This window comes from Paenibacillus sp. MT86, from assembly GCF_058792535.1.
Genome location: NZ_CM179499.1, coordinates 2,712,646 through 2,738,143 on the forward strand (window position 1 = coordinate 2,712,646; position 25,498 = coordinate 2,738,143).

A 25,498-nucleotide genomic window follows, 5' to 3' on the forward strand; every position below is an offset into this window, starting at 1 on the left:
GAACATGCGATAGAGATGGAATATATGAAAAGGGCAAGGTCCGTGATCACGGACCTTGCCCTTGCTGTTGTATCAGGAGTGCTTATACTTATAAATCAGGTCAAGCGTGCATCTGAGGTTGTGGGCTCGTCTGAGACTTTTAACTTATCGTTCAGGATGCTGTCTTCAAGCACGCTGAATTTGTCCCCGTATACTTTCGTAATATGTTTTTCGCCCCATGCACAGAGCATATCTAGAATTCCGCTCAAACTTCTGCCGTACTCGCTGAGCTCATATTCCACTTTAGGCGGCACTTGATTATGAATAATGCGATTGATCACGCCATCTTCCTCCAGCTCTCGCAGCTGCTGCGTCAGCATTTTTTGGGTGATGTGCGGCATGAGGCGCTTCAACTCGTTGGTCCGTTTACGGCCATGGGTCAGATGGCAGAGGATCACGCATTTCCACTTGCCCCCGATTACTTCCAATGTTGCTTCGACGGCTATATTGTATTTCTTCGTTTGCATATGGAGCCTCCTATTCTTGATAGGCACTAAAAAGTGCCTAGGGTACTGTCAGGTACCTACATTACAAAAAAGTACGTTCTTCACACAAGTGATGATATGAATCATAATAGCATTTGCCAGCTGGATTACACCATACGTCATATTTTTACAATATACAAGCAAGAGAATAGGATAGGGGGAAAATAGGAACATCATGACTATAGATAAAAAAAGAAGTTTGCTTGCGCTAATAGCGCTTGCCGTCAGTGCCTTCGCCATTGGAACAACGGAATTCATCAGCGTAGGGCTTCTGCCGTTGATTGCGGAGGATATGAATATCTCCGTGACGACAGCCGGATTAACTGTGTCGATGTATGCGCTGGGCGTTACCTTCGGTGCGCCGATTCTCACGTCGCTCACATCCAGAATGTCCAGGAAAACCTTGCTGCTCTGGATTATGATCATTTTTATTATCGGTAACAGCTTGGCAGCGAGCGCAGCTTCCATTGGCGTCCTGCTTGCAGCACGGGTCCTGTCGGCCTTTTCACATGGCGTATTCATGTCGATCGGCTCGATTATTGCCGCAAGCGTGGTGCCTGAGAACCGCAGGGCATCGGCGATCTCCATTATGTTCACGGGCCTTACTGTAGCCACGGTCACCGGCGTTCCGCTCGGAACGTTTATCGGTCAGCAGTTGGGCTGGAGGTTTGCTTTTGTCGCGATTGTTGCCGTCGGCATCGTTGCGCTGATTGCGAACAGCATCCTGGTCCCTTCGGACCTGCCTAAGGGAGAACGGACTTCATTCCGCGACCAGGCTAAATTGATGACGAACGGCAGACTGCTGCTCATGCTCCTGATTACGGCACTCGGTTATGGCGGGACCTTTGTTGTCTTCACTTATTTATCCCCATTGCTTCAGGATATAACAGGCTTTAACGAAAATACGGTGGCCGTCATCCTGCTTGTCTATGGGATAGCCATTGCAGTCGGTAACGTGATCGGCGGAAAGGCGGCCAATCGCAACCCGCTGAAAGCCTTGCTCTATATGTTTATAGCCCAAGCCCTGGTACTGTTCGCGCTTACGTTTACCGCACCGTTTCAAGCGGCGGGACTCATCACGATTATTCTTATGGGATTCCTGGCGTTCATGAACGTGCCGGGTTTGCAGGTTTACGTTGTGATGCTGGCCGAGCGCTTTGCGCCCGGAGCCGTGAATATGGCGTCCGCGCTGAACATTGCCGCATTTAATGCCGGTATCGCCATCGGCGCATTTCTAGGCGGCTTGATCACGAATTCCATGGGCCTGATTCATACGGCATGGATCGGAGCCCTGATGGTGGCCGGTGCGGTCGTGCTCACGGGCTGGAGCTTGAAGCTGGAACGAAAGGATTCGGATAATAAATCGGATAAACCGGATATGCCAGCGGCATGAAGCAACATTTAGGATGAAGGGAGGTGATGACGGAGCGGATCATGGGAGATACTGCACAATAGGTTCATCAATTTATCACTATCCAAAAAAACTTCGGAGGTTTATCAACATGACAGCAAAACACTTACAAGATACAACCACTTTATATAATGGCGTCAACATGCCTTGGTTTGGTCTAGGCGTATTTAAAGTTGAAGAAGGACCGGAGCTGGTGAATGCCGTTCGTACGGCCATTCAGCACGGCTATCGGAGCGTGGACACCGCCGCCATATACGGCAATGAAGAAGGTGTCGGACAGGGCATTCGCGAAGGCTTGGCAGCTACCGGATTAAAAAGAGAAGATCTGTTCGTCACATCCAAGGTGTGGAATGCCGACCTGGGTTATGAATCGACTTTGAAGGCTTATGAGGAAAGCTTGCGAAAGCTGGGATTGGAGTATTTGGACTTATACCTTATACACTGGCCGGTTGAAGGGAAATATATAGAGGCGTGGAAGGCGCTCGAAACGTTGTACAAGCAAGGGCGCGTAAAAGCCATCGGCGTGAGCAATTTCCAAATCCATCATCTGGAGAAGTTAATGAAGGAAACCGACATCAAACCGATGGTGAACCAGGTGGAATATCATCCCCGATTAACGCAAAAAGAATTGCAGGCGTACTGCCAGGCGAACGATATTCAGCTAGAAGCTTGGTCTCCCTTAATGCAGGGTCAGCTGCTGGATCAGGAGGACCTTCAGATCATCGCGAAGAAGCATCATAAATCCATCGCGCAGATCATTCTTCGTTGGGATCTACAGAACGGTGTGGTGACGATTCCGAAATCGACCAAAGAGCATCGGATCACCGAGAACTCCGATCTATTTGATTTTGAATTGTCCATGGAGGATATGCAGCGCATCGACAGCTTGAATCAGGATCACCGTGTGGGACCGGACCCGGACAATTTTGATTTCTAAAAAATCGGCGTTTACCGCAAGCATTTAAGTGTAATGAATAGTGCGACTCTCCTGAGCTTCTCCACCCTGGTGGGGATCGGGAGGGTCCATTCCTACATAACGAAAAGGAGCGAGGATCATGAACTTGGATTTACAGGGTAAAGTCGCATTGGTCACAGGCTCGACATCGGGCATCGGCAAAGCGATCGCCATGTCGCTGGCAGCCGAAGGAGCGTCCGTCATTATCAATGGAAGACACGAGGATAAGGTGAAGCAGACGATCCATGACATTCGCGCCGTCCATCCGGATGCCGAGCTGCGTTATGCCGTGGCGGATCTCGGAACCGAGGAGGGCTGCCATCAGGTCAGGGAAGCCGCCCCGGTCGTTGATATTCTAATCAACAATTTAGGCATCTTCGAGCCTGCCGAATTTTTCGATATATCGGATGCGGAATGGTTCAGGTTCTTCGAGACGAATATTATGAGCGGCGTCCGTTTAACCCGACACTATTTGCAGAACATGATCAGCCGCAATGAAGGCCGAATTATTTTTATCGCGAGCGAAGCAGCCGTCATGCCGTCCCAGGAGATGGCGCATTACAGCGCTACGAAGACGATGCAGCTGTCCCTTTCCCGGAGCTTGGCCGAGTTGACGACAGGAACCCGCGTCACGGTGAATACCGTTATGCCCGGCTCCACCCTTACGGAAGGCGTCGAAATGATGCTGGATACGCTGTATCCCGATGAGAATCTTACCATCGAAGAAGCCGAACAGCGGTTTATGAAGGAAAATCGGCCGACTTCCATTATTCAGCGGCTGATTCGTCCGGAGGAAATTGCCGATTTCGTCGCCTACCTGAGCAGTCCCAAATCCTCCGCGATCAACGGTTCGGCACTCCGGATTGACGGCGGCTTGGTACGAAGCGTATTCTGAGCAAGCCAAAGCCTAACGCATTCGATGGCATGCTATCGGGATGAACGGTACTTTAGCCTGAAAGAGTTGGGTTTAAACCCGGTATAACGAACAAAGCAGCGAATGAAATACGGAAACGAGCCGAACCCGGATTCCTCGGCTATGCGTCCGATCGGCTCGTTGGTGTGGATCAGCAAGCGTTTTGCTTGCTCGATCCGATGCCGCGTCAGAAACTCCAGGGGCGTGCAGCCGAACGTTTTTTTCATGCAAATGGAAATATAATTCTGGTGAAAGTGCATGGCATCGGACAATTGCTGGTAGCTGACCGGCTCTTTGTAATGTGCTCTTAAATAGTTGGCCGTTCGTTCGGCAATGGCATAATGAGGATGCTGCTGCTGGATTCCTTCTTCTTCGGCTTGGAACAACAGCAGCAGCTCATGCATCAGCTGCTGCTGTTTCCAGCGTGCCGCGGAAGATGGCGATTGCTGAAGCAGCTGCAGCTGTTCAATCAGACGTCCGGCCTGCGCTTTCGAAGACAGTTCTCCGTACTTGGGAATATAGAAAGAGAAATTATCAAATTGCACATAAGGGTGATCCGATTGCGATAAGGCAAACGGGATCCGTTCCTCCGCTTCAATCCACGGTGCGACCGTCTGAAAATGCAGCCAATAAAAATGGGTTTCCTCCTGACAGGGCAGGTACGTACGGTGTGCGGCATCGGGTCTTAGAATCAGGTGATACCCTGCCTTTACGCTGTAAGATACTCCGTTCTCTTCCAGGAATAACTCCCCTCTGGTCACGAGAATCAGATCAAAGACACCGATGTTATACCGATCCGGATGTCGATCTCCCTCCTGGTAGGTATCTTCTCCGCAAATCATATAATGCGGCAATGGCGGAGCCGTAAACTGGAAAATCATCTCCGGCCGGTCCTCCTTCTCCAACTGGCTTTTCTCCATGATAATCGTTTTGTTGCTCCGGATTCAATAAATCATGATGTTGTAATCGGATAAAAAGATGTTGTTTCTGTGTATAGGGAAACGCCGGTTGAGATGATATATTTCTACCTGAGTAAGCACCTATAAGACAGAACAAGGAGCGTGGAAGTCGATGCTGCATCAGACGGCTTTTAATAGTTTGCCGCTTAGAGCGATTAAGCCGGCCGGCTGGCTTAAGGATCAGCTGGAGATTCAAGCAAGCGGGTTTACGGGACATCTGGAGGAACAGTGGAAGGACGTCGGAGCAGACAACGGATGGCTTGGCGGCCAGGGAGAGAGCTGGGAGCGGGGACCTTATTATGTCGACGGTTTGCTTCCTTTAGCTTATTTGCTGGAGGACGAGTCTTTGATCGCTAAAGCGAATCGATGGGTCGAGTGGTCGCTTGCCAGCCAGCAGGAGAACGGCATGTTCGGTCCGGCGCGCATCACCTCCGTGAATCAGGATATCGATAAGGATCAGGATTGGTGGCATTATATGATCATGCTGAAAGTGATGATGCAGCATGAGGAAGCAACGGGCGACGAACGCATCATTCCGTTTCTGACCAAGTTCTTTACTTACGTCCATTCGGTCATTGAGGAACAGCCGCTGCGGGGCTGGGCCAAAACCAGGGGGGCCGAGATGCTGCTGTGCATCGCGTGGCTGCATAAACGAACGGCGCAGCCTTTCCTGCTGCAGCTTGCGGATACGATCGCGGAACAAACCACGGACTGGAGCGGTATTTTTCATGATTTTCCGTTCTGGCGCAAGGTTGAAGAGTGGGATTGGACAACCCATGTCGTGAACGTGGCGATGGGCATCAAAACGCCGGGCGTGCTGTATGAATTACACGGAAATCCGGTGGAGCGGGAAAGCGTGCACCGGGGCATCGATTCCTTGATGACGTACCACGGGCAAGCGCACGGCATGTTCTCGGGAGACGAGTGGTTGTCCGGCACCCATCCGAGCCAAGGGGTTGAATTGTGTGCCGTCGTCGAGTATATGTTTTCGATGGAGCAGCTGACGCGCATTTTCGGGGAGGGACGCTTCGGGGATATTTTGGAGAAGGTCGCGTTTAATGCGCTGCCTGCCGCCATCTCTGCGGATTGGACCTCGCATCAGTATGATCAGCAGGTCAACCAAATGATATGCAACGTCGCTCCGCGGGCTTGGAGCAACAGTCCCGATGCCAACGTATTCGGTCTGGAGCCGAATTTCGGGTGCTGCACGGCCAATATGCATCAGGGCTGGCCCAAGCTGGCCTCGCACCTGTGGATGAAGGACCAGGAGGACGGGGTAGTTGCCGTTTCCTATGCTCCCTGCACGGTTAGAACAACGGTTGGCCGCCAGGGCGTGTCCGCTGAGATTGCGGTCACCGGCGAATATCCATTCAAGGATCGCATTCAAATCCATCTGTCGCTTGAACGCGCGGAATCATTCCGGATATCGCTGCGCATCCCGGCCTGGTGCGACCATCCCGTCATTACCTTGAACGGGCGCGAAATGCCAATTCAGGCAGAGTCCGGTTATGCCGAGATCATGCAGACCTGGCAGAGCGGCGATCTGCTGGAACTGTATCTGCCTATGGAAGTGAAGACCGAGTCACGCAGCATGTATGCAACCAGCATTACAAGAGGACCGCTGGTGTACGTGCTGCCTGTGAAGGAGAACTGGCAGATGATCCGGCAGCGTGAGATGTTCCACGATTGGGAGCTCTATCCTGCTTCCCCATGGAAATACGGACTGATGGCCGATACGTCGTTCGAGGTGCTGGAGCGGGAGGTGGTCCGTCAACCGTTCCTGGCTGCCGATGCGCCTGTACGGGTGAAGGTGAAGGGCCAGCTGATCCGGGATTGGAAAATGGAAGGCAACAACGCCGGAAACCCACCGCTGCATCCGAACACGGACGGCCAGCCCGTTACGGAATTGGAGTTGGTTCCGTACGGAAGCGCGAAGCTTCGGATCGGAGAATTCCCTCTGATCGGGGATCGGACCAGAATCGCTAAGAATTAAGCAGGTATGTTAACACATTCGAAAACCGCGGATATCGCGGTTTTTTTGTTGTACGAATCTATGTCCAAATCACCAAAAGGAATGAGCAGAAATATTGCGATTACCTCTGAAAGATGTCGCAACCCTTGTTCCGTAGTGCATGAAGAATGCGAACAAGCGGTAAGCACCGCAGGTATTCATGAATGCGGGATATGTATCCATTGCGGGCCGGGCCTAAAAATAGCCTTTACACTCAGCGCGGAGAATCGAATCAAGATAGACGACAATTGTGGGCTGCACTATACGGGCTATTTTTAGATCGCTGTTTTCATTTTGTCACATAATCGGCCTCCTTCCTGTCTTGTTTAATGACAACGCATGAAGGAGGTTTCTTCGATTGAATGCAAAGCATGATGTGGCCATTGTGGGTGGAGGTATTGCCGGACTGACCGCGGCTCTTTATTTAGCGAGAGACCTGACAAACTCAAATATCTAGAGGAGGTAGTGAGATGAGAATCATCGAATTGGAACTGAGAACCGCCCGGTTAGCTGAACTGAAGGAGTTCTACACTGAAAGACTTGGATTTGCTCTAGCAGATATCACGGAACATTCCATCACGATCGTTGCCGGTGAAACGAGGTTGACTTTCGTTCGAGAGGAGGAGGAAGGGGTACGGCCGTCCTACCATTTGGCAATGAACATCCCCGAGAACCAAATTCGCGAAGCGAAAAGCTGGCTCCTGGCCAAAGGCTGTCAGGTGCTTTCCGCTGCACCGCTTCCGTTTGCTGGAATCCAGGCAAACGAAGATATCGCCTATTTCGAAGGAACGGATGCGCATGCCTTCTATTTCGAGGATCCTTCGGGGAATCTGGTGGAGTTCATCGCGCGGCATCGAATGGATAATGCATTATCAGAGCCTTTCGATCATGAATCCATTCTGAATGTCAGCGAGATCGGCTTTCCGCTTCGCGGAAGCGTATCCGAGGCCGTTCAGCGCCTAGATTCTCGATTTGACGTCACGCGTTATATCGGGGACGGAAAGACGTTTCAGATGCTCGGTGACGAGTACGGAATGTTCATCCTGGGGGATATGGCCATCGGATGGTATCCTTCGATGAAGATTCCGGAAGTTCATCCTATCGGAATGACGATTCTCGATTCCAAAGAAGGGGAGTTTCAATTGGATCCGTACCCTTACACCATTCGTGCGGTTTCCGAAAGGTTAGTCTAAGGGAGGAATTAACGATGGAAGTACAAAAAATAACCGCAATCCGCTCTTCGCTGCCGGCAGCCGCTCAATATGCGCGGCTAGGTTTTAGTATATTGAACGTGCTTTTTGCGATCTGCATCGCGCTACAGGTGTTCTTGGCTGGATTCGCGCTGTTCGTGGATTCGTCTCAATGGGGGATGCATGGTAATTTCGCCATGTACTTCGCGCCTATCCCCGTATTGTTGTTTATATTGTCTTTTCCGGCCAGACTGCCCAAGGGCATGAAAGTTAAGAGTTTGGTGCTGATCGGCCTAATCCTTCTGATCTTCGCGACGGCTGTCTTTTCGGAAGAAATCGGTTTTGCGGCAGCGGCACATCCCGTCATCTCGCTGGGCTTATTCTTGAACGCGTTGTTGATTATGAGGGAGATGACGAAAGGGTAGATGAGAGAAAGAAGCCTATAAATTTGCCATAAACAATGATAAAGCATAAGCTGGAAACACGAAGCCACGTATATATACCTGTTTCCCAATCGTCTTTATGAATAGAGTGAAAACAAATTTATATATAATTGTATAAAAGTAAAACTATGGTATTCTGAGAGCAGAAGGATGAGGTTGTTCCTCGAACGGGACCATTGTTGAGTAAAAATTTGATATCAAAACTTTAGGAGGATGAAAAATGAAGGTCAAACGAATTGTTACAAATGTTGCGACGCAGGACATTTCCAAAGCTTCGTATTTTTACGGGGAAGTACTTGGACTTGATCAACTAATGGATATGGGATTTATTGCAACATACGGTTCGCATGAGAAAATGGGCACTCAGGTTAGTTTCCTATCAGAGGGAGGCTCCGGAGCACCTGTGCCTGATCTGTCAATTGAGGTTGATGATCTTGATGAGGCGTTAACTCGGATAAAAGAAGCAGGAATTCCAATTGAGTATGGACCAACCGAGGAGCCATGGGGGGTTCGGCGTTTTTTTGTTAGGGACCCATTCGGGAAACTTATCAATATCCTTATCCATCTATAAATAATAAATGGAGCAAATTGTTGCATGGGCAGCGATAGCCCGGCAATGGAACTCGTCCAACAAATGGGGCAGACGTATGGAGAACTTCATCGTTACGGGCCCATTTATGAAGTATATTCAAGCTGGCAACGGACAACGCTTAAGGTTAAGTAAATCTTATGTGGGAGGTCATAATTTCTTGAAATTTGAACTAGGACGTTGCTTACTGAATGAACGATTGGTGGAATCCGGGAAGTCAGCGGAATGGTTGGCAAAAGACTTGCTTATTAAACCGGAACGAGTATACGACTTTATGGAGAACAAAAGAGTGATGCCACTCAAAATTGCCATATCGATCGCCGATTCCATCGGTTGTGACGTTCGTGCTTTATATGAATTAATTCCGCAGCATAATGAAGCAAAGGGAGATTCGCGGAATAATGGGTAGGCTGCACTAAGACTACAAATGTGATCCATTGATCTAAGTTAACGGGAATCGATTGCTCCTATCCAAATTAGAAGGCAGCTGATCATTTGTGATCGGCTGCCTTTTTTAAACTCTCCGCAATTCATGAACCGATTAGATAAGCATTTAGTTATATTTCACTGCACATAGTTCATTAGCTAACGGGCAGGATTACTCAGTTAAATCATAGAATACCTAATATGGGATTTGATCTTAGGAGGGCGGATATGGAGTTCACATTTATTCGGCACGGTCATGGAGAACATCTCAACGATTATCCAAATCGGTTGAATACGCTCCATCCTAGTCTTACAGAGTACGGCAAATTTCAAGTAACGCAGCTACGAAATGAAATTAAAATGGATCCTGATGATTTAGTTCTTGTAAGTCCCACTAAACGTACAATTGAGACGGCAACGATTATAAAAAATGGCATGGACTTCATTATTTCTCCATTGGTTGGTCCGAGAATGTTTCCTCAGAACCCCGAACTTCCTTTTTTAGCTTGCGATCACATCCTTTCTAAAACGGAAATTACCGATCTGTATGGAGATACTGAAATTCTTGATTTCAATTTGGATTGCTGGAAAGAAGGGATCAATAGGATCGAACAGAATATTTTCGAAGGATATGCTGCGCGGTTGTTAGAGTGGATCGGGGAAAGTTATAAAAAAATATTCTTTATTTCACATGATGGTACGATAACGAATTATCGGATATTGCTTGGAGAAAAAGGATTGACCAGGAAAGATTTTCTCGGGGAGGCTGGGGTATACCGAATGAACTTGTAAGCTGTTGGACACTAAGCGCTAAGCTAACATCCTCTGAAAGGCTGTGATGAACATCGGAAACCCATTGCGGGAAATCAATTGGGTGGAGCAAAGCAATACCCTTGAAGTTTTGCTCGATCATAAAGGTTCATTTCAAACAGTCTCCTTGGATTCGGGGCTGGAGGCAGAGGTAATGAAAATCGCCGCGCCAACGGCAGACTACGTACTGAAAGTATGGAACAAAGCGTCCAAGCCGAATGTACATGCTCAATATCAGATTTTGAATGCATTATTCACGCATGGAAGTTCAGTCTCTGAGCCTGTGGGCTGGGGAACGAACCGAAATGGCGATTCAACATTGCTGACCAGTTATGACGGAACGCCCGTGCAAACGGTCGATCAGCGTAAACTAACGAAGCTGGTGAAGATTTTAGCGGATATACATAAACTCCCGCTTGAAGATTTTATTGGTGACCGATTACCCCGATATGAGTTCATTGATTATTTCTTTCCTCGCATCGAGGAGCACCCCGATATCCGGATTCTTCTGGAAGAACTTCTTCAGCGTGCGGATATGAAACCATCATGTTTGATCCATGGCGATTACCACCTAGGCAATATTCTTGAGACTAAAGACAAGCTGACGGTAATCGATTGGACGAACGCCCAATGGGGGGATCCCAGATATGATGTTGCTTGGTCGATTATCGTAATGTGGGTATTTGCAAGCGAAAAGCAAGCCTCCATCTATCGTGCCGCATGTTGTGCCGAGTATCGTTATGATGAACATGACCTTGAATTGTTTGAAGCCATAGCCTGTCTGAGAGGAATCATGCTGTTTAAGGCGAATGATGTACCTATCGGTCATCGTACCATCTCAAGGTTTAGGTCCATATTGTCCAAAAACGAATATTTAAACGACCAATTGCTCTAAAGCACTCCTAGATGAAAATCAAGCTAAATGTGTAGCAGTATCAGGTTATGCTTAAACGGTTGCTAAAGAGCATTAGAAGAGATTACGCAGGAATGGCATTTGGGGAAACTCCCGTATGTCGGTTGCACCGCATTTAATGGATAAAGGAGAGTTGTTGCCCATTGGAAACAATCGCTTGCGTCACGGGAGCCGATCGGGGGTTGGGATTGAGCTTGGCGAAATGGCTTCTTGAAAACGGATACACCGTGTTTGCCGGACGCTATATGGAGGATTGGGACGCGCTGGATCGATTGCTGGAGGATTATCCGGACCAGTTGGAGCTGATTCCGCTTGATATCGGCGACGATGCCAGCGTGCAGCAGGCAGCCAAGCTGATCCGGGATAAGGCGCCGCATTTGGATCTGCTCATAAACAATGCCGGCATCACGAAACGGTCCGATCTGGCGAACATTCAGGGCGAACTGGATTTTGCCGACATGGCCCAAATCTACAACGTCAATACCCTTGGACCTCTTCGGGTAAGTCATGCTCTTATCGAACTGCTGCTTCAAGGAAATAACAAGCTCGTGGTCAATATCTCATCCGAAGCCGGCAGCGTTAGCAGAAATAAACGCAAGGAGATGTACGGTTACTGTATGTCGAAATCCGCGCTCAATATGCAATCCTCGATACTGCATCAGCATCTGTCAGCCGATGGAGGACAGGTCATGGTGTTCTATCCCGGGTGGCTGCAATCCTACATGAGCGGCGAACTGAATCAAGAAGCGGCCGTGCCGCCGGACGTGTCTGCCGATCGCATCATGAACCTTGTGATGGACCATAAGGCATACGTTGGCGAACAGCCGATTTTTCTGGATTATGAAGGACAAGTGTGGCCCTGGTAAAAGGGCGGGAGAGGAGACTGCAAATCAATGAAAGCCATTGCGCTGGGACAATACGAGGGAGCGAAATATCATCCGTTTACGCAGATTGACCGCGAGCTGCAAACCATCTTCGAACCTGCGATGGACGTTGAATGCACGGATGATTACGCCGTACTGCAAAAAGATAAGCTGGAGGGATATGATCTGTTCATATCGTACGCAGAGTTTTCGGATGAGGAGATGCCCGAAAATCAGGTACAAGCGCTTATATCCTATGTGCACAACGGCGGGGGGCTGTTAGTTATCCACAACGGCATCTCACTGCAGCGGAGCACGGAGCTGGAAAAGTTAATCGGCGGGCGATTTACGGGACATCCGGCATATACGTCGCTGCCCGTTCGATATCAATCGGGGAGCCATCCGATCGTGGAGAGCTTAACCGATTTTACGATCGATGAAGAACCCTATCGGTTCGAATTGAGTCCGCATGAAACAACGGTCGTCTTTGCGGAATACGAGCATGACGGCCAGCGCTGGCCTGCGGCGTGGGCACATCCATACGGCTCCGGCCGGGTGGTATATCTGATGCCAGGTCATCATTTGCCGTCTTTTCGGATAGAATCCGTGCGTCATCTGATTCGGGAGAGCGGGCTGTGGGCTGCCCGAAAGTGCGTAGACTAGAAAATCGGCACGCATTATAGGCATTCCATCACCGCCATCGAAGGCGGTGATTTTTAATTTGCGCGGAATAGTTCCTGCTGCCAAACGCATTCGTTCCGCCCGGATCTGTATTTTCGGAAAATTCTAAAAAAGAGGGTTGACAGCAGCATGTCCCTTCTTGTAATCTGTGTATGTAATCGTTTACGTAATCGATTACATACAGGAATCAGGATGATATTTTGAGGTGAACGATGATTGGCAAAAGCAACGATTAAACAAGTAGCAGCGGCAGCAGAAGTATCAACGGCAACCGTTTCAAGAGTGCTTAACAACAGCGATTACGTAAGCGAAGAAATTAAAGAGCGGGTGATGGCGGCCGTGAACCGGTTGAATTATCGTCCAAGCGCCATCGCACGCAGCCTGAAGCAGGACCGGACGTACATGATCGGCGTGATCGTGCCCGATTTTTCTAACCCCTATTTCATGGGCATATCCCGAGGCGTTGAGGATATTGTAGGCAAAGAAGGCTTTCAGTTAATATTTTGCAGCTCGGACGAAAACCCGGAGAAGGAGAGACGATTGCTAAAGCTTCTGCAGGAAAAGCGCGTGGATGCCGTCGTATTGGCAACGTCGGGCGGGAACGACCCGGCGATCAAGCAGATCGCGGATTCCAACATGCCGATCGTGCTCGTGGACAGGAAGCTGGACTCGCCGGAAACAGGATCGATGCTCGATCTGGTAGCCGAGGACAATACCGAGGGAGCCTCGCGCCTAACCCGGAAGCTGCTGGAGGAAGGACATACGGCTATCGGCGTAGTTAACGGGCCAACGAGATCAAGCACGGGGAGGGAACGTCTTGAAGGCGTCCGGAACGCGATGAAGGCATTTGGCCTGAACGAGGGCCCCATGGTGTATAACGGAGATTTTTCCACGGAGGACGGAATCCGGGCAGTTCAGCAATTTCTGAACGCAGAACGCAGGCCAACCGCCATCATTTCCCTGAATAACCGCATGAGCCTTGGCGTCCTGCTCGAGATTGTGCGCAGCGGCCTGAAGATTCCTGCCGACATGGCAGTAGCTTCTTTTGGCGAGGTGGAAGCCGGGCCTTTACTCAAGGAATCGGGGCTCTACTACATGGAGCAGCATCCCTACGATATGGGAATCAAGGCCGGAGAAATCCTTCTAAGCCGAATACGGGAAGAAGTCCGGCAGGATCCACCGGCTTATGAAATATACAGCAATGAAGTCAAACAGCTGAACTGATCGTACATGCCGCCGCTCTAAAAACAGAGAGGATGATGGAGATGCATAATCAATCAAACATCTGCAATCGATTGCAGAACGAATTGCCTAAAATCGGCATTCGCCCTATCGTGGATGGCCGGCGGGGTGGTATCCGGGAATCGTTAGAGGATGTCACCATGGATATGGCGAAACGAACCGCTCGCTTGCTCACCGAACGGCTAAGGCACAGCAATGGGCTTCCAGTGGAATGCGTGATTGCCGACACCTGTATCGGAGGGGTAGCTGAGGCCGCACGAACCGAAGAGAAATTTGCCAGGGAGAATGTAGGTCTTACCATTTCGGTGACACCATCCTGGTGCTATCCGACGGAAACGATGGATACCCACCCTACCAGGCCAAAAGCAATTTGGGGTTTCAACGGGACGGAACGTCCCGGGGCCGTATATCTGGCGGCGGCGCTGGGAGCGCATAATCAGAAGGGGCTGCCGGCCTTCTCCATCTATGGACGCGATGTACAGGATATCGGGGATACCGAAATAACGGCGGATGTTCAGGAGAAGCTTCTGCAATTTGCCAAGGCTGGCCTTGCCGTAGCGACCATGAAGGGGACCTCCTACTTATCGATGGGCACCGTATCCATGGGCATCGCGGGCTGCATCGTCGACGAAAACTTTTTTCAGAGGTATCTGGGGATGCGCAACGAATATGTGGATATGACCGAATTCGTAAGGCGGATCGAGCTGGAAATTTACGATCATGACGAATATGAGCGGGCACTGGCCTGGATTAAACAGAATTGCAAGCCGGGAACGGACGTTAATCCGGAGCATTTAAAGCGGTCCGAAGAACAGAAGGAACAGGATTGGGAAACCGTCGCGAAGATGGCGCTGATTGCACGCGATTTGATGGTGGGCAATCCGAAGCTGGCGGCCATGGGATATGGAGAAGAAGCGCTCGGCCGACATGCACTGGCTGCAGGATTCCAAGGACAGCGTGCCTGGACGGATTACTTTCCGACGGGGGATTTCATGGAGGCGATATTGAATTCCTCTTTTGATTGGAACGGTCTGAGGGAGCCGTATATCGTCGCAACGGAGAATGACAATCTGAATGGAATCACGATGCTGTTCGGTCATCTCCTGACGAATGCGGCCCATCTGTTTGCAGACGTTCGTACATACTGGAGTCCGGATGCCGTGAAGCGAGTGACGGGATACGAGCTGGAGGGCGTTGCGGCCAACGGCGTGATCCACCTGATCAATTCAGGACCGGCTGCCCTAGACGGAACGGGAAGGCAATCGAAAGACGGCAAGCCGGCCATGAAGCCGTTCTGGGACATCACGCAGGAGGAAGTCCAGGATTGTCTGGATGCAGTCAAGTGGTGTCCGGCTATTGATTTCTTCCGCGGCGGGGGATTCTCCACGGACTTCACGACGCGGGGAGGCATGCCGTCAACGATCGCCAGAATCAATATGGTCGCGGGTGTCGGACCGGTCCTTCACATCGCGGAGGGAATAACCGTGGAGCTCCCGGAGGCCGTGCACGATGTATTGGACCAGCGAAGCGACCCCACTTGGCCGACGACCTGGTTCGTCCCGAACCTTACCGGCGAGGGACTGTTCAAGGATGTTTACACCGTAATGAGTAATTGGGGATCCAACCATGCCGCCATGAGTTACGGCCATATCGGCGGAGATTTGATTACTTTGGCGTCGATGCTCCGCATTCCGGTATGCATGCACAACGTGCCGGAGGAGCGGATCTTCCGGCCAAGCGCTTGGACCGCTTTCGGCGGGCTGGAGCCGGTTTCTGCCGATTACCGGGCATGCGCGTCTTATGGTCCTTTGTACAAATAGGAGGCAGATGATATGAAGCAGTTATACACCATCGGGGTTGATTTCGGTACGGAATCGGGCAGGGCCCTGCTTGTCGATATCACGACGGGCCAAGAAGTAGCGACGCATGTGACGCCTTACGCGCATGGAGTCATGGACGAGGTGCTGGTCCATTCGGGTTTGAAGCTGGAGCCGGATTGGGCGCTGCAGCATCCGGAGGATTACTTGGAGGTTCTTAGGCAATCGATCCCCCGCGTGCTGTCGGATGCAGCGATATCGGCTGATCAAGTCATCGGCATTGGCATCGATTTTACGGCATGTACGATGATGCCGCTGGATGCAGGCGGGACCCCGCTCTGTATGACGGAGGAATGGAGGGACCATCCGCACAGCTGGGTGAAGCTGTGGAAGCATCATGCGGCGCAGGAAGAAGCGAACCTGATCAATGCAGCCGCAGCTTCGCGGGGCGAGAAATTTCTTGCGCGTTATGGAGGAAAACTGTCCTCCGAGTGGATGCTTGCAAAGTCTTTTCAGATTCTGAGGGAAGCTCCCGAATTATATGAACGGTCCGTGTTGTTCATGGAAGCTGCCGATTGGGTGGTCATGCAATTGACCGGCCAGCTCGCGCGAAGCAGCTGCACCGCCGGTTATAAAGCCAATTGGCATAAACGGGAGGGTTATCCGTCCAAGGCGTTCCTGCATTCACTCGATCCAAGGTTCGGAAATCTCGTCGAGACGAAGCTGAGAGGAGCGATCAAGCCCCTGGGTTCGAAAGCAGGCGGATTAACCGAAAGTATGGCGGCGATGACGGGGCTTCTGCCGGGAACCGCGGTAGCCGTAGCCAACATCGATGCCCATGCGATGGTACCGGCCGTCAGCGTCGTAACCCCGGGGAAGCTGGTACTCGCTATGGGAACCTCTACTTGTCACTTGATTTTAAGCGACAAAGAAGTGACCGGCGAAGGCATTTGCGGCGTCGTCGAGGATGGGATCATTCCCGGTTATTACGGGTATGAGGCAGGACAATCGGCCGTTGGCGATATATTCGCCTGGTATGTGGATGAGGCAGTTCCGGAATACGTTAGGCTTAAGGCTGCAGAAGAGCGGCTTGGCGTTCATGAGTGGCTCGAGAAGGAAGCGGCCCGATACGCGCCTGGACAAAGCGGACTGCTTGCCCTGGACTGGTGGAACGGAAGCCGTTCCGTGCTGATGGATGCCGATCTTAGCGGCGTCATGCTTGGTTTCACCTTGCAGACCAAGCCGGAGGAGATTTATCGGGCCCTGCTCGAAGCCACAGCCTTTGGTACCCGGGCTATTATCGAGGCGTTTACTGATAGCGGCATTGAAGTTCAGGAGCTTTATGCTTGCGGCGGATTGCCGCAGCGCAACCGGCTGCTGATGCAGATTTATGCCGATGTTACCGGCAAAGAGATCAAGATCGCGGATACCGTCCAGACGGCCGCTTTTGGCGCAGCCATGTTCGGTGCGGTTGCGGCAGGCAAAGATCAGGGAGGATATGGAAGCATCGTGGAAGCTTCGGAGGCGATGGCCCGCGTTCGGGAAGAAACATTCAAGCCGATTGAAGCTAACGTCCGAATGTATGACCTGTTATACAAGGAGTATAAAGGACTTCATGATTATTTGGGCAGGGACGAAAATGGGGTGTTGAAACGGTTGAAAGCGTTAAGAAGCAGTTTTAACTCTGAAGGATCAACGGATTCGGCCCGAGGATAGACAACGGGTTATGACTCACATAAGGAATGCAGGCTGTCGTGTTGGTAGCATGGCCTGCATTCCTTAACCACCCATTCTGCAATCGATGTCACATTGTTGGCAAATCGTTTTAAGAAGCGCTTTTTACCAACGCCATCAACTTATAAGGAGCGATCATCCATGGACAATCAAACAGCGTTATTTTCACTCAGCCGCAAGCGATCCGGAAAAAGAAAAAGGGAATCCAGCTACGACCGTTCGGGAGGGAATAAGGATTACTTCTCCATCCAGCCGGGCGACCTGACCGAAATTTGCAGCATTCCGGGAGCGGGTGCCATCACCCATATTTGGATGACCATGGCGACCGACGCCCCTGCCGAGGAATTGTATCTGCCGCGCAAAATCGTACTCCGCATGTACTGGGACCAGGAGACCGAGCCCAGCGTGGAAGCGCCGATTGGCGATTTTTTCGGAATGGGGCACGGCCTCACCAAAAATTATACGTCAGCGGCGTTGATGATGAGTCCCGAGGACGGCAAAGCATTCAACAGCTTTTTTCGCATGCCGTATGGGAATGGCGCTCGTATAACGATCGAGAGCGAAGCGGAGCATCCGATTAAATTTTATTTCTATGTGGATTATGAATCGTACGATAAGCTGCCCGAGGAGGAGCTGCGATTCCATGCCCAGTGGCACCGGGAAAATCCGACCGACGGGATCGCGGATCACGGGGTGGATAACGCTTTCTACGAATTCGGCGGCAAGAATACCACGGGCAGCGGCAACTATGTCATTTTGGACGCGGTTGGGAAGGGCCATTACATCGGCTGCAACTTCAATGTCCATAACCTCCGCGATACGCGGGAATGGAACTGGTACGGCGAAGGAGACGACATGATCTTCATCGATGGGGAGCCATGGCCTCCGACTCTGCACGGCACGGGCATGGAGGATTATTTCAATACGGCCTGGTGTCCGCAGCAGGAGGTGTGCACCCCGTATCATGGCATCATTATGGGCGGCGGCCCGAACTGGAGCGGAAAAATCTCCACGTACCGGTATCATATCCTGGATCCGATCATGTTCGATAGCAGCATCAAGGTCACGATCGAGCACGGTCATAACAATCATCGGAGCGACGATATTTCCTCGACGGCGTACTGGTACCAGGCGGAACCCCATCGTTCTTTCCCGAAGCTGCCAAAGGTGGATAAACGCTTGCCAATGCCGGATACGAAGCCGCTCAATCCTGCAAGCTTGAAACAGATATTCGGTCATAACAATCCCTGATGTTCACGGGTGGAATAGAGGAATCCACAATCAGATCGAAAGGGGAGATGAGCTTGAAATGGAAAAATGCCCTCTTCGCAGGCATGATTTTGCTGTTATGCGGCTGCGCGGGGGGCGGCAAGGTGAATCCTCTGCTTGATGCGACAGACAAAAGCTTATTATTAAAAGGCATGACCGGCGTGGAGCAGGTTTCGCAATTAACCGGGGAATCCTCCCCCAATCGTACCGATCAATACGCCGTGTACGGCACCGATCTGGGTTCCATGATGAATGACGGGGAACGAACTTACTTCGTGTTCGGGGATACGTTCGGCGAGAGGGCGCCTGATCAGACAGGCGGAGGGGGAAGCTATTGGCGCTCCAATACGATAGCCTATACAACGGACGCTCATCCGGCTGACGGTATCGCATTCGAGGGAATGATCACGGATGAATTCGGCACGGCGAAGGAACTGCTGCCTTCCGCCAAAATCGATTACGAAGAAATGACGAAAATTCCGACCCATGGCATTGCGGCAGGCGGCGCCTTGTATATGCACTACATGTCGGTCAACCATTGGGGCGATCCGGGGAAGTGGGACGCCAATTACAGCAGCGTGGCCAAATCGACCGATAACGGTGAAACCTGGGAGCTGCAGGACCGGCTCCGTTGGCCGGGAGACAGCAATTTCATCCAGGTTAGCCCCTATAAGGTGGAGAATGAAGCAGGCGGTTCGGATATTTATTTTTGGGGGATTCCTTCGGGCCGCTTTGGCGGCGTTCAGCTTATGAAGGTGGGCGAGGAGCACATCGAGAATATGTCCGAGTACCGATATTACAGCGGATTGAACGATGACGGCAGTCCCAGGTGGAGCGCGGATATGAAGGATGCCAGGTATGTGGTGGATGACACCGTCGGCGAGCTGTCCGTAGTGTGGAATTCTTATCTGGAACGCTGGCTGATGACCTATTTGAAGGAAGGCCAAGGGGTTGTCATACGTGAAGGCATGACGCCTTGGGGGCCATGGGGCGAGCCCCTGGATTTGGTCCGAGCCGAGGATTATCCGGGGCTATACGGGCCCTATATGAACGATCGGTATACGGAGAATGACGGGCAGACGATCTATTTCACATTGTCTTTATGGGATCCCTACAATGTTTTCTGGTTTAAGGCTTCGCTCGAAAAGTGAGGCGCGGATTCCAAGAATGATCGGTTTAAATGCGGACCAGCGTTTAAATAGTTTGATCCATTATAAGGAGGGTTCATGATGCAGAAAAAAACCATCGGCTTCAAATCCTGGCCTGTTCTGTTCTCCGTTGTTCTTGTTCTGGCGATGCTCGTTACGGGCTGCGGCGGACGATCTGGCGGTCCCGGAGGAGGAGCTTTAAGCAATCCACCGGAAAATGAAAGCGCAAACAACGGGAATGAAGCCAGCGGCAAGGTTGTGATCGATTTCTGGGCGCAAAAATTCGAGGATACCACCGATGCCTGGTTCAAGAAATGGGTCGGCGAGTTCAATAAATCCCAGAGCGAGGTTGAAGTGAAGCTGACCATCGTTCCGGCCGACGCCTGGGACCAGAAGATGAAAGCAGCGCAGGCCGCAGGCAAGGCACCGGACATCCGAACGATCAACTACGGCAATGTGGCCAATGCGGCAAAAACGGGTCAACTGATGGCCCTGAACGATTTAATGGAGCCTTCAGCCTTCGATGATTTGTACGACAATATGAAGGACTTCGTATCCGTTAACGGTCAGTACTATGCATATCCGAAGCTGGTTGAGCCGTCTGCCGTGATGTTCTATCGGAAGGATATGTTCCAGGAAGCCGGGCTTGACCCCAATCAGCCGCCGAAAACATGGGCTGAGCTTCTGGATGCGGCCCAGAAGCTGACCAAGAAAGGCGTGTTCGGCTTATCGATTGCGCAAACTGCGCCGGATCTGGGCTGGTCGAGCTGGGGGCTGCAGTATAACGGGGCAGGTCATCTGGCGGTTACGGAGGACTGGTCCCAAGCGGACGTGAACAATGACGGTTACAAGGCCGTTTTGGACTTTTACCAAAAAGCGTACCAGTCCGGCGTCATGCCGAAGCAGGCGTTGGCCGGATATGCGGACATCAAGCCTTTCGGCGAAGGCAAGATCGCCATCCAGATTTGCGGTTCCTGGGCGATCGGTCAGCTTCGCAACACCTATAAAGACATGGTGGATAAGGTAGGGATTGCGCCGATGGCATCGATGGACGGCGATTTGACGAAGCCGACGGCAACGCTCGGCGGCTGGTCGCTGGCGGTGGACGGCAAATCCGAGCATCCGCAGGAATCGGCCGATTTCATCTCCTATTTGCTCGCAGGCGACCCGAACATCATGATCGATTTTTTCAAGACGTCCCAGTTCTCCAAGTTCTCCCCGCGCAAATCCGTGGACGAAGCGATGAAATCCGATCCGGATGCATCCAAGGATGAATGGCGTGCACTCGTATCCGAGCGGATCATTCCGCATTCGCAGGCTGAGCCGGTTTATCCGTGGGACATCAGCTTCGCGCTCGCCACGTCCATCGAGTCCGCCATGAAGGGTACTTCGGTGGATAAGGCGCTGGCGAAGGCAGAGAAAGACATTAACGATTTCATCGCGAAGAATAAGCTTGCCGGTACGAATCCGAAAAAATAGTGTTGGCAGCCGTCCGGAAATCCGGTTTTCGAAATGTTATTTTCGGATGGCTGCTTCATCCTTGGCCAATGGTGGTGACGCTACATGTTCAAGAAAAATTATCGGCAGGACAACGGCGTGGCTTACATGCTGCTCGCTCCCATCGTCATCCTGCTGACCGTCTTTGTCATCATTCCGTTCTTCTATGCACTGCGGGTGAGCTTCTATAATTGGAGTTTCTATCAGGATTCCACCTTTGTGGGCTTGCAGAATTTCTATATGGTGCTGACCGATGACCTCTTTCTCCAATCCATCTGGGTAGGGCTTAAGTTCGCGCTGATGGTCGTTCCGACGATGCTGATTCTCTCGTTTCTGTTCGCGAACATCATTAAGAATCTGGGCTCCGGTTTCGCAAGCGTTGTTAAGACTTCCGTCTACATTCCCACCATTATTTCCGGAATCGTGGCGTCGGTCATCTTTGTCTTCATCTTCGATTATGCCGGAGGCCTGGCCAATTACATCATCGGGCTGTTCGGATCGGAGCCGAAAGCCTGGCTTGCCGACGTGGCAACGGCGCTGCCGAGCATCGCGGCTCCAGCCGTGTGGCTGGGCTTCGGACTCACGACGCTCATCATGCTGGCAGGCCTCCACGATATCCCAAAAAGTTACTATGAGGCTGCCGAACTCGAGGGGGCGGGCACCTTCGTTCGCATGTGGTACATCACGATTCCGCTCATGCGCAATGTGATCCTGTATCTGCTCGTAACCGGATTTACGGCGCAAATCTCCCAGTTCGAGCTGTCCCTCGTCATGACGGGCGGCGGCCCGCTCAGCGAGACCACGACGCCGAACCTCTACATCCTGAACCACTTCCGAAACGACGTCATGGTCGGGAACTCCATCGCGGCATCGCTGCTGTTGTTTGTGGTCCTTGGCAGTATTTCGGCCATTATCTTCAGAGTACTGAATTCGGAAAAAGCGATCGACGGATAAGAAGGCAGGAGGATAACATGATGAAATCGTTAAACGGTGTCCAAAAAACATTGATGACGCTCTTGACCGGACTGGTGACGATCATGGCGCTGTTCCCGCTGCTCTGGGTCATCATTGCCGGTTTCAAAGATAAGGCGGAGGTGCTTGCAACGCCGTTCCGTTTCTTCCCGAAGAAATGGATGGTTCAGAATTACACGGATATTCTGAGCGACGCGACCTTCATTCAATCGATGCTGGTCACATTCGGGGGCGCCGTTCTCTTCGCGGCGCTGAGCTTGGCCGTGAACGCCACCGCGGCTTACGTCTTCGCCAGGCTGGAATTCAGGTTCAAGACGATGCTGTGGGTTTATGTCATCGTCACCATGTTCATTCCAGGCATGGCCATTCTGCTGACCTCCTTCATTGTGGTGAATGAGATGGGAATGCTCGATACGCTGGCGGTGCTCGTATTGCCCGGCATTGCTTCCGCGGGTCATATGTTCTTCATCCGCCAATTCTACTTGAATATTCCGATGGCGCTTGAAGAGGCGGCGTTGATTGACGGAGCAGGAAGGATCAAGATTTTTACGCATATCTTCATTCCAATGTCGTTTCCGGTCTTCGTCATCGTGGGCATAGGCTCCTATTTGGCCTATTGGAACTCCTTCGTATGGCCGACGATGACGATCACCAACCCGGAGCTCTTTCAAATCATGCAATATTTATACACTTTCCGTTCCGAACGGGCAACCGAAATGGGCATGCTGATGGCCGGATCGGCGCTTTCCTGCCTGCCGACCATTATCTTGTTCCTCTTCTTCCAGAAGCACATCATTTCAGGAATCAAAATCTCCGGTTTGAAGTAACATTCTAAGCCAACAGGTGGAGGTGGGGCATGATTATACTTGAGAACAGGCATATCCGGCTGGAAATCAGTGAGATTGACGGCACGGTTCGAGGCATTCGCGATAACGTTAGAGGAATCGGGCTTATCGCGGATACGGGCACGGCGGATCCATTTCGCTTGGAGACGGACGCGGGTTTCAGCAGCTCCTTTCAGAACTTCGGATGGAGCAGGGAAAATACGGAAGACGGGACAGATCAGGTTCAGTTGAGCTGGGACACGCAGCAAGGTATGATCGTCACGGCTTCCGTAAAGCTCGCAGAAGAAGCGGATTGCATTGATTTCCGATGCGCAGCAGAGAACCATTCGGGAATCCGATTGCTGAGCCTGGAATATCCGGTTATTCCGAATTTGACCACGATCACGGAGCACGGCGAGGAGGATTATATCGCCCATTCCTTTGCAACCGGCTTTGAGGTCAACAACCCGATGAAGGTATTTGAAACGGACGGAATCGGATTTCGTTTCATGCCGTATCCGGAGAGCTTCTCCGGGGCAACGATGCAGTTTTTTGCCTATTACGGCAAAGACAGGGGCGGGCTGCAACTCGCTGCCCTGGGCCATCCGAAATGGCTCAATTTCTTCAAGAACGGGAACGGCTTGCTGGAAGCCTCCGTGATCCATGGCTGCAGTGATATGGGACCCGGCAAGGGGATCAAGCCGCATTATCCGGTGCAAGTGTCGATTCTGTCAGGAAGCGGCTGGTACGAAGCTGCTGACCGGTACAAGTGCTGGGCCGTGCAACAGAAGTGGTGTAGACGCGGCAAGCTTTCGGAGAGGGCTGCGAAGGAAGGCAGTCCATGGCTGCATGAGGATATGGGCGCGGCAACCTTCGGTATCAATGCGGGATCGGATCGTACGGCATGGATACAACAATACAACGACAGCATCGGAACGCCGATGCTCCACATCCTGGGCCCCGATTGGACGCATCGGCCGCAAACCTTCGGCAGCGGCGTGCCGGGGGGATATGATGATTGGTTTCCGACCCGCTTCAACCCAGAAAACATCGCTCTGATCCGAAAGCTGGGCCATCGCTTCGCTCCGTTCGAATTCGATTACCTTTATCATTTTGACGGAGCCGACGGAGAGCTTGGCAGAGCAGCCGAGCAGAAGTTCCCCGAGCTGAAAAAAAGCGTGGATGCTTACCGCTTTCCGTTCCTTTGTCCGGCGCATCCGTACACCCACGATTTTCATGTGAGGCGGGATACGGCACTGCAGCAGAGCGATGACATCGATTCGATCTACTACGATATCTCCGCCAACAACATTCTGAAGATCTGCATGGATGACAGCCACGGTCATCCGGTCGGAGCCGGCAGCATCATTGAGGAGGCTTACCGGCGGAACTTTGCCGATACGAAGGCGGCCATGTGCGAAACAGCCGGACGCTATATCCCCATGGGTACCGAGATGATGAATGAAACGATGCTGGATCTGATCGACTACTATCAAGCCCGGGCAGGGGGGCAGCCGGCGGCGCCGCTCGAAGGATGGCCGATCCGGGAGCTGCTTAAAACAGGTGCGGCCTATCTCATCCCGATGTTTACTTACGTATATCACGAGTACGGCGCGCTGAGATTGGACGGCTGGGGCAAGCTGACCGAGGAAATCGGAGAGCTTTACTATTTTACGGTAGCACGCACGTATCTCTGGGGCGGCCTGTACGAATTGAATTACGAGTACAGTCCGATGGAGGCGCTGGACGGCAACGAAAATACCGCAGAGGAGCATTATTATCCGTTTGAACCGCGCGGGTATGCCTTCTCGGCGAACAGGGCCGATTACTTGGCTCTGTATGCACGGCTGCGAATCGGTGCCGCGAAGCCGTATTGGTCGTATGGCACGATGCTTCGGCCGCTCTCCTTCGACGTTCCTATGACGCCGATGAAGTGGTTTCATTACAACCACGGCAAGGATACGCCGGAATATAACAACTCGGGAGAACTGCTGACAGACGCCGTTATCCACTCGGCATGGCAGAATGATCAAGGGGATGTCGGCTTGTTCTTTGCGAATGTGACCGGAGAGGAGCAGACAATAAGCATCGAGCTCCGTCCGGAAGACTTCGGAAAGACGACAGTGACCGGGCAGCTGTACACGAAAGCGGGAGAGCCGGCCATTGATTGCTCCATGGAACAAGGCGGATTGCGTTTGCTTAAGCTGCCGGCACGAAGCATAGCAATGTTGGAACTGACTTCGCCTTAACTTGGCACAATGACGCGGTTTTCTGAGGCGGAGGATGATAGAAATTGGGGCGGCGACG

General features: G+C 51.7%; 24 protein-coding genes. 22 read left to right on the top strand and 2 right to left on the bottom strand.

What is annotated here, in order from left to right:
- Window positions 1-95: 95 nt before the first annotated feature.
- Window positions 96-506, bottom strand: a complete 411-nt coding sequence (locus AC3RCL_RS11995) for a winged helix-turn-helix transcriptional regulator (RefSeq protein WP_015736014.1) — start codon at window positions 504-506, stop codon at window positions 96-98.
- A 193-nt stretch (window positions 507-699) separates the two neighbouring features.
- On the opposite strand from AC3RCL_RS11995, the gene AC3RCL_RS12000 reads away from it, so the two are divergent.
- The 3 genes from AC3RCL_RS12000 to AC3RCL_RS12010 all read left to right on the top strand — a co-directional run bounded on the left by AC3RCL_RS12000 (window position 700) and on the right by AC3RCL_RS12010 (window position 3,785).
- Window positions 700-1,917 (top strand): MFS transporter, encoded by a 1,218-nt coding sequence (locus AC3RCL_RS12000; RefSeq protein WP_015736013.1) that lies wholly within the window; start codon window positions 700-702, stop codon window positions 1,915-1,917.
- Between the two features lie 109 nt (window positions 1,918-2,026).
- Window positions 2,027-2,872 carry an aldo/keto reductase gene (locus tag AC3RCL_RS12005; RefSeq protein ID WP_015736012.1) on the top strand — a complete coding sequence of 282 codons (846 nt, stop codon included), beginning with the start codon at window positions 2,027-2,029 and terminating at the stop codon, window positions 2,870-2,872.
- Window positions 2,873-2,990: 118 nt separating this feature from the next.
- A complete protein-coding gene (locus AC3RCL_RS12010; RefSeq protein WP_492535434.1) occupies window positions 2,991-3,785 on the top strand; it encodes an SDR family NAD(P)-dependent oxidoreductase in 795 nt (264 codons plus the stop codon).
- A gap of 32 nt (window positions 3,786-3,817) precedes the next feature.
- On the opposite strand, the gene AC3RCL_RS12015 is transcribed toward AC3RCL_RS12010, so the two are convergent.
- Window positions 3,818-4,708, bottom strand: a complete 891-nt coding sequence (locus AC3RCL_RS12015; RefSeq protein WP_492535435.1) for a helix-turn-helix transcriptional regulator — start codon at window positions 4,706-4,708, stop codon at window positions 3,818-3,820.
- Window positions 4,709-4,874: 166 nt separating this feature from the next.
- Here AC3RCL_RS12015 and AC3RCL_RS12020 point away from each other — a divergent pair, with 166 nt between their 5' ends.
- The 19 genes from AC3RCL_RS12020 to AC3RCL_RS12110 all read left to right on the top strand — a co-directional run bounded on the left by AC3RCL_RS12020 (window position 4,875) and on the right by AC3RCL_RS12110 (window position 25,440).
- On the top strand, window positions 4,875-6,755 hold the full coding sequence (locus AC3RCL_RS12020) for a beta-L-arabinofuranosidase domain-containing protein (protein ID WP_015736009.1): 1,881 nt from the start codon (window positions 4,875-4,877) through the stop codon (window positions 6,753-6,755).
- Between the two features lie 394 nt (window positions 6,756-7,149).
- Window positions 7,150-7,230, top strand: coding sequence for an NAD(P)-binding protein (locus AC3RCL_RS12025; protein ID WP_410002345.1), 81 nt, complete (start codon window positions 7,150-7,152; stop codon window positions 7,228-7,230).
- 13 nt (window positions 7,231-7,243) lie between these two features.
- On the top strand, window positions 7,244-7,966 hold the full coding sequence (locus AC3RCL_RS12030; RefSeq protein WP_015736008.1) for a VOC family protein: 723 nt from the start codon (window positions 7,244-7,246) through the stop codon (window positions 7,964-7,966).
- Window positions 7,967-7,980: 14 nt separating this feature from the next.
- Entirely contained in the window at window positions 7,981-8,388 is a 408-nt protein-coding gene (locus tag AC3RCL_RS12035; RefSeq protein ID WP_015736007.1) for a DUF6220 domain-containing protein, read from the top strand.
- A gap of 238 nt (window positions 8,389-8,626) precedes the next feature.
- Entirely contained in the window at window positions 8,627-8,977 is a 351-nt protein-coding gene (locus AC3RCL_RS12040; protein WP_015736006.1) for a VOC family protein, read from the top strand.
- A 76-nt stretch (window positions 8,978-9,053) separates the two neighbouring features.
- Complete coding sequence (locus AC3RCL_RS12045; protein ID WP_235201701.1) at window positions 9,054-9,404, top strand: XRE family transcriptional regulator; 351 nt, start codon at window positions 9,054-9,056, stop codon at window positions 9,402-9,404.
- A gap of 245 nt (window positions 9,405-9,649) precedes the next feature.
- Window positions 9,650-10,213, top strand: coding sequence for a phosphoglycerate mutase family protein (locus AC3RCL_RS12050; protein ID WP_492535436.1), 564 nt, complete (start codon window positions 9,650-9,652; stop codon window positions 10,211-10,213).
- 172 nt (window positions 10,214-10,385) lie between these two features.
- Window positions 10,386-11,126: a phosphotransferase family protein gene (locus AC3RCL_RS12055; RefSeq protein WP_492535437.1), complete on the top strand. Its 741-nt coding sequence runs from the start codon at window positions 10,386-10,388 to the stop codon at window positions 11,124-11,126.
- Between the two features lie 161 nt (window positions 11,127-11,287).
- The gene (locus tag AC3RCL_RS12060; RefSeq protein WP_492535438.1) at window positions 11,288-12,010 is read left to right on the top strand and encodes an SDR family NAD(P)-dependent oxidoreductase; all 723 of its coding nucleotides are present in this window, start codon (window positions 11,288-11,290) and stop codon (window positions 12,008-12,010) included.
- Between the two features lie 27 nt (window positions 12,011-12,037).
- Window positions 12,038-12,670: a ThuA domain-containing protein gene (locus AC3RCL_RS12065; RefSeq protein ID WP_036661178.1), complete on the top strand. Its 633-nt coding sequence runs from the start codon at window positions 12,038-12,040 to the stop codon at window positions 12,668-12,670.
- A 234-nt stretch (window positions 12,671-12,904) separates the two neighbouring features.
- On the top strand, window positions 12,905-13,912 hold the full coding sequence (locus tag AC3RCL_RS12070; RefSeq protein WP_492535439.1) for a LacI family DNA-binding transcriptional regulator: 1,008 nt from the start codon (window positions 12,905-12,907) through the stop codon (window positions 13,910-13,912).
- 41 nt (window positions 13,913-13,953) lie between these two features.
- Window positions 13,954-15,750 carry an L-fucose isomerase gene (locus AC3RCL_RS12075; RefSeq protein ID WP_492535440.1) on the top strand — a complete coding sequence of 599 codons (1,797 nt, stop codon included), beginning with the start codon at window positions 13,954-13,956 and terminating at the stop codon, window positions 15,748-15,750.
- A 12-nt stretch (window positions 15,751-15,762) separates the two neighbouring features.
- The gene (locus AC3RCL_RS12080; RefSeq protein WP_492535441.1) at window positions 15,763-17,463 is read left to right on the top strand and encodes a ribulokinase; all 1,701 of its coding nucleotides are present in this window, start codon (window positions 15,763-15,765) and stop codon (window positions 17,461-17,463) included.
- Between the two features lie 159 nt (window positions 17,464-17,622).
- The gene (locus AC3RCL_RS12085) at window positions 17,623-18,732 is read left to right on the top strand and encodes a glycoside hydrolase family 172 protein (protein ID WP_492535442.1); all 1,110 of its coding nucleotides are present in this window, start codon (window positions 17,623-17,625) and stop codon (window positions 18,730-18,732) included.
- Between the two features lie 47 nt (window positions 18,733-18,779).
- A complete protein-coding gene (locus AC3RCL_RS12090; RefSeq protein ID WP_492535443.1) occupies window positions 18,780-19,901 on the top strand; it encodes a glycoside hydrolase family 183 protein in 1,122 nt (373 codons plus the stop codon).
- Between the two features lie 75 nt (window positions 19,902-19,976).
- Window positions 19,977-21,377 carry an ABC transporter substrate-binding protein gene (locus AC3RCL_RS12095; protein WP_249732746.1) on the top strand — a complete coding sequence of 467 codons (1,401 nt, stop codon included), beginning with the start codon at window positions 19,977-19,979 and terminating at the stop codon, window positions 21,375-21,377.
- Window positions 21,378-21,461: 84 nt separating this feature from the next.
- Window positions 21,462-22,349, top strand: coding sequence for a carbohydrate ABC transporter permease (locus AC3RCL_RS12100; protein ID WP_015735993.1), 888 nt, complete (start codon window positions 21,462-21,464; stop codon window positions 22,347-22,349).
- A 17-nt stretch (window positions 22,350-22,366) separates the two neighbouring features.
- Complete coding sequence (locus tag AC3RCL_RS12105; RefSeq protein WP_145037911.1) at window positions 22,367-23,194, top strand: carbohydrate ABC transporter permease; 828 nt, start codon at window positions 22,367-22,369, stop codon at window positions 23,192-23,194.
- A 29-nt stretch (window positions 23,195-23,223) separates the two neighbouring features.
- Window positions 23,224-25,440 (top strand): DUF6259 domain-containing protein, encoded by a 2,217-nt coding sequence (locus AC3RCL_RS12110; protein ID WP_492535444.1) that lies wholly within the window; start codon window positions 23,224-23,226, stop codon window positions 25,438-25,440.
- Window positions 25,441-25,498 lie beyond the last annotated feature (58 nt).

Bases quoted from the DNA above. Each gene is read 5' to 3' on its own strand.
- AC3RCL_RS11995 (WP_015736014.1), bottom strand. From the start codon at position 506: ATGCAAACGAAGAAATACAATATAGCCGTCGAAGCAACATTGGAAGTA.
- AC3RCL_RS12000 (WP_015736013.1), top strand. From the start codon at position 700: ATGACTATAGATAAAAAAAGAAGTTTGCTTGCGCTAATAGCGCTTGCC.
- AC3RCL_RS12005 (WP_015736012.1), top strand. From the start codon at position 2,027: ATGACAGCAAAACACTTACAAGATACAACCACTTTATATAATGGCGTC.
- AC3RCL_RS12010 (WP_492535434.1), top strand. From the start codon at position 2,991: ATGAACTTGGATTTACAGGGTAAAGTCGCATTGGTCACAGGCTCGACA.
- AC3RCL_RS12020 (WP_015736009.1), top strand. From the start codon at position 4,875: ATGCTGCATCAGACGGCTTTTAATAGTTTGCCGCTTAGAGCGATTAAG.
- AC3RCL_RS12030 (WP_015736008.1), top strand. From the start codon at position 7,244: ATGAGAATCATCGAATTGGAACTGAGAACCGCCCGGTTAGCTGAACTG.
- AC3RCL_RS12035 (WP_015736007.1), top strand. From the start codon at position 7,981: ATGGAAGTACAAAAAATAACCGCAATCCGCTCTTCGCTGCCGGCAGCC.
- AC3RCL_RS12040 (WP_015736006.1), top strand. From the start codon at position 8,627: ATGAAGGTCAAACGAATTGTTACAAATGTTGCGACGCAGGACATTTCC.
- AC3RCL_RS12045 (WP_235201701.1), top strand. From the start codon at position 9,054: ATGGAGAACTTCATCGTTACGGGCCCATTTATGAAGTATATTCAAGCT.
- AC3RCL_RS12050 (WP_492535436.1), top strand. From the start codon at position 9,650: ATGGAGTTCACATTTATTCGGCACGGTCATGGAGAACATCTCAACGAT.
- AC3RCL_RS12055 (WP_492535437.1), top strand. From the start codon at position 10,386: ATGAAAATCGCCGCGCCAACGGCAGACTACGTACTGAAAGTATGGAAC.
- AC3RCL_RS12065 (WP_036661178.1), top strand. From the start codon at position 12,038: ATGAAAGCCATTGCGCTGGGACAATACGAGGGAGCGAAATATCATCCG.
- AC3RCL_RS12075 (WP_492535440.1), top strand. From the start codon at position 13,954: ATGCATAATCAATCAAACATCTGCAATCGATTGCAGAACGAATTGCCT.
- AC3RCL_RS12080 (WP_492535441.1), top strand. From the start codon at position 15,763: ATGAAGCAGTTATACACCATCGGGGTTGATTTCGGTACGGAATCGGGC.
- AC3RCL_RS12085 (WP_492535442.1), top strand. From the start codon at position 17,623: ATGGACAATCAAACAGCGTTATTTTCACTCAGCCGCAAGCGATCCGGA.
- AC3RCL_RS12090 (WP_492535443.1), top strand. From the start codon at position 18,780: ATGAGCTTGAAATGGAAAAATGCCCTCTTCGCAGGCATGATTTTGCTG.
- AC3RCL_RS12095 (WP_249732746.1), top strand. From the start codon at position 19,977: ATGATGCAGAAAAAAACCATCGGCTTCAAATCCTGGCCTGTTCTGTTC.
- AC3RCL_RS12100 (WP_015735993.1), top strand. From the start codon at position 21,462: ATGTTCAAGAAAAATTATCGGCAGGACAACGGCGTGGCTTACATGCTG.
- AC3RCL_RS12105 (WP_145037911.1), top strand. From the start codon at position 22,367: ATGATGAAATCGTTAAACGGTGTCCAAAAAACATTGATGACGCTCTTG.
- AC3RCL_RS12110 (WP_492535444.1), top strand. From the start codon at position 23,224: ATGATTATACTTGAGAACAGGCATATCCGGCTGGAAATCAGTGAGATT.